4 protein-coding genes and 1 pseudogene are annotated in these 3,927 nt (G+C 27.0%); all 5 read right to left on the bottom strand.

What is annotated here, in order from left to right; all coding sequences use genetic code 11:
- Positions 1–181, bottom strand: a pseudogene (locus tag ACRC03_RS00835) (RNA-guided endonuclease InsQ/TnpB family protein); the annotation flags it as partial.
- A gap of 320 nt (positions 182–501) precedes the next feature.
- Complete coding sequence (locus ACRC03_RS00830; protein ID WP_438650649.1) at positions 502–1,059, bottom strand: fascin domain-containing protein; 558 nt, start codon at positions 1,057–1,059, stop codon at positions 502–504.
- Positions 1,060–1,162: 103 nt separating this feature from the next.
- The gene (locus ACRC03_RS00825) at positions 1,163–1,384 is read right to left on the bottom strand and encodes a YdbC family protein (protein WP_438650648.1); all 222 of its coding nucleotides are present in this window, start codon (positions 1,382–1,384) and stop codon (positions 1,163–1,165) included.
- Between the two features lie 142 nt (positions 1,385–1,526).
- Positions 1,527–2,645, bottom strand: a complete 1,119-nt coding sequence (locus ACRC03_RS00820; protein WP_438650647.1) for a sensor histidine kinase — start codon at positions 2,643–2,645, stop codon at positions 1,527–1,529.
- Positions 2,635–3,327 (bottom strand): response regulator transcription factor, encoded by a 693-nt coding sequence (locus tag ACRC03_RS00815; protein ID WP_438650646.1) that lies wholly within the window; start codon positions 3,325–3,327, stop codon positions 2,635–2,637. The genes ACRC03_RS00820 and ACRC03_RS00815 overlap by 11 nt, the downstream gene beginning before the upstream one ends.
- Positions 3,328–3,927: the final 600 nt, after the last annotated feature.

Below are 3,927 nucleotides of genomic sequence, written 5' to 3'. Positions count from 1 at the left end.
ATCTACCTTTGACCAACTTCTGAATATCATAGTTGCTTATCCATTTTTTATTTTCATCATAATATTCCCTAGATATTTTAACTACTTCATTCCAGCACTTAGCACTTTCCATTTGCTTTTCTCTAACTAATCCAAATTGATTTCTATTTAGTTTTAATTTCTCTCTATGAGTTTTTATCATTTTTATTCACCTCACTTTCTATATTGTTTATTGTATACTACATATAAAACTATATTCAAGGTGAGTGTTCTATACCTGTTTAATCAAGTTCAAGACCGAGCAATTCCACCCCATAGCTAAAGCAAGGGGCTATCTTGCTCAATTATTGTATCTTTATGAAATTGTTTTACTTTTTATGATTCCCTAAAATAATATAAATTTACATATTATAAATATAAAAAAACAAAGCCAACTACTAGTATAGTTGACTTTGTTTGGTGTATAGTTAAGTTAATTTTGTGTAAGGTTTGCTTTATTTTATTAGTTTTAGAAGAATTATTTTACTCTACTATTTTAAATTTAAATCTAGTTTTTTCTCCTGCATTTTCTGCTTTTGCAACAAGAAGATTATCTTTTTCCCTTACTCTAACAAAATATCCATTAGGTGCTTGTAGTACATATTCTTCTTTATCTACTTTGTAAATTTTGAATATAGTCGCTTGTTTTTTATTAGAATTTGCAATTAAAAAATCTCTATTGTCTAATCTAACAAAACTATCTTCTCCATATTTTATCTTCACATTATTTCCATCTATTATCAGTTTAAATATACTATTTTTACTATATTTGTCTTCTGCAGCATATAAATATCCACTTTCTCCTACTACTATAAATTTATTTTCATATACTGACTTTATTTTCACTTTAAGTTTTACTTCCCCTGGAGATGGTGGAAGTGGAGGAACAGGTGGAAATGGTCCTGGTCCTGGTGGTTTTGGTGGTTTTGGATTTATCCATGGTGGAAATATTGGGCCTGGTCCTCCTGGTCCATATGGAGGAAATACTATTACTCCACCTGGGATTCTTTGTTCTTTTTTATTGTCATATCTTCTATTCATAATGTCCCCCTAAATAATTTTATTTATTTTTATAATATGACAATAAATAATATAAAGTTACTATATATATACTTAAAATATCAATTTTTTTATTTCTTCATTATTATAAATCCATGCTATTTAATAATTCTTTTAAACCTTTTAATTCTTCTTTTGATAAAGTTAATCCTTTACCCATTTTTGCATGTTCTGGTGACCAATCTCTTAAATCGTATTTTGCATCTCTACCATTCCAGCTGATTAAATTTAATTCTTTAGTCCATCCTGAACCTGTTTCACTAACTGCACCAAATTCTTCTACTATATCGTATTTTATTTCTGCCATGTCTCTTTCTCCTTCTATGTGTGAATTTTAATATTTTATGATTTTTAATTGTATTATATTTGCCTACTATCTTTTAATAATACATCATGTGCTCCACTTTCTACAATAGTTGTAGAAGTACTTTTCTAATAATTATAGCTCACTAATTTAGTGAGCTTATAGGCAGGTTTATTTCAAATATAGTCATTTTATTATTGCTGTTTACTAAAATATTTCCATCATGAACTTCGATTATATTTTTAGTTATGGCAAGACCTAAACCTGAACCACCGTCATTTCTATTTCTTGATTTTTCAACTCTATAAAATCTATCAAATATATATGGTATATCACATTGAGGTATTGATTCTCCATAGTTTATTACTTTTACATTTGCCATATTATCAATCTTACTGGTTACTATATCAATATATTTGCCTTCACTTCCATATTTAAATGCATTGCTAATTAAATTATCAAATACTCTTACTAATTTATCTGGATCTGCATTTACAATTAGTTTATCCTCAGAGAAATTTATTCTAACTTCCATATTCTCTTTGCTTATATTGTACTCTAGGTGAGATACCACTTGGCTAATTAGCTCCACTAAGTCTATCTCCATTTTATTAAGTGGTAAAGTTTTATTTTGTAATTTTGTAAGTTCAAATAAATCATTAATAAGTACATTTAAATTCTTAGATTTTTCATAAGCTATATTAGTGTAATATCTTAATTGTACTTCGTCTTTATATTTATCTTCTTCTATTAAGTTTAAGTAACCTATTATTGAAGTTAATGGTGTTCTTAAATCATGAGATACATTTGTTATTAAGTCACTTTTAGTTTGTTGAGCTTTTCTTTCTTCTACAGTGATATTTTCTAATCTTTCTATTATAATATTAATATTATTAGCTACTTTACCTACATCATCCTTTGAATCAATATCTATTCGCTGATCTAAATCTCCATTAGCCATAATTTCTACACTTTCCATTAAGGTTGCTACTTTACTATTACTTTTGTAGCTAATTATTAAATAAATACATACTGTAAGTATAATTGCTATTAAATAGTAAATAGAATCACCAAATACATAATACTTAATATTTAGTATAACATCTAATATGTCTCTATATATCCTAGCACTATATAAATCCTGCAAAACATTATAAGTAGAGATAAGTATAAATACTGAAATCAAAAAGCTAATAATTAAGTATACTCCTTGCATAAAAATATACTTATACACATTAAGAAGGTACTTAGGTTTATTTTTCAATTTTATATCCTACCCCCCACACTGTATGTATTACTTTAGTTCCATTCATATTTTTTTCTATTTTATCTCTTATTCTACTCATATGCACCATTACAGTATTATTAGATTGAAAATATTGTTCTTTCCATACTTTAGAAAATATATCTTCAGAAGTAAACACTTTTCCTCTATTACTAGCTAGTAAGTATAATATATCAAACTCTCTAGAGGTTAAAGTTACTTCTTTATCTTCTATTGTTACTAAGTGCTTGCTTTTATCTATTCTTAATGAATCTATTGTAATTGTATTGTCTCTTTTTTCTTCAGTCTTATTAAAATAATAAGCTCTTCTAAGTAAGGCTTTTACTCTTACTATAAATTCTAATGGATTAAAAGGTTTAGTAATATAATCGTCTGCACCTGTCATTATGCCTTGTATTTTATCCATATCTTCACATTTTGCACTTAACATTAGTATTGGTGTATTCATAGTTCTTCTAACTATTTTACAAACTTCTATGCCATCCATCTTTGGCATCATTATATCAAGTACAATTAATTGGACACTTTCTTTTTCTAATACCTCAATAGCTTCTTCTCCGTTACTTGCCTTTATTACCTTGTATCCTTCATTTAGCAAGTATATTTCTAATAAATCTCTTATTTCCTTTTCATCATCTACAACTAAAATTTTATTTTGCATTCTTCATTTATCCTTTCACAAGAATTGACACACTCCCCCATAGCTAAAGCAAGGAGTTATCTTGCTCAATTATTATATATCTGTTTGTTACTTTCCAATACTTTTTATTATAACACTTTTTCTATATTTGGTAAGATATATACTCCTAACACTTAATTTTCTTAAAATTTTATTTGTAGATATCGTAAAATTTAACTTGCATTCTTTGTATATTCATAGGGTCATATTGTATTATTTTTTCTTCTTCTTCAATTATTGATCTATCAGGTATACCTATTCCAGTATCTTTTACTTTTATTTGTATATTATCTTTTGTAGAAATTTCTACAGTAATATCCCCATTTGTCTTAGTGAACTACTCACCACTTAACTACCTACGGTAACGTTTGAAGTGTGAGCTTCTTGGTCAATAGTACAATTGTACTAAGTATCTCCAAGCTTATAGGATAGTTCCTATCCCATGTATTTTATACTTATTTTTTATACCAAATTGCAGCTAAAAATTCTTCCACCAAAACATGTATAAACTTTTTTATAGTATAAATTTAGATTAATTGGGCATACTGTTTAGCCATTCTTTAGTTTCCTTTAATCTGTATG

Source organism: Romboutsia sp. (assembly GCF_051659545.1).
Lineage (GTDB): Bacteria > Bacillota > Clostridia > Peptostreptococcales > Peptostreptococcaceae > JBOFOR01.
The sequence above is the reverse complement of the archived record's forward strand: the minus strand, read 5'-3'. Positions and strand labels throughout refer to the sequence as shown.

Excerpts from the sequence above, each read along its gene's own strand:
- ACRC03_RS00830 (WP_438650649.1), bottom strand. The coding sequence starts at position 1,059 with ATGAATAGAAGATATGACAATAAAAAAGAACAAAGAATCCCAGGTGGA.
- ACRC03_RS00825 (WP_438650648.1), bottom strand. The coding sequence starts at position 1,384 with ATGGCAGAAATAAAATACGATATAGTAGAAGAATTTGGTGCAGTTAGT.
- ACRC03_RS00815 (WP_438650646.1), bottom strand. The coding sequence starts at position 3,327 with ATGCAAAATAAAATTTTAGTTGTAGATGATGAAAAGGAAATAAGAGAT.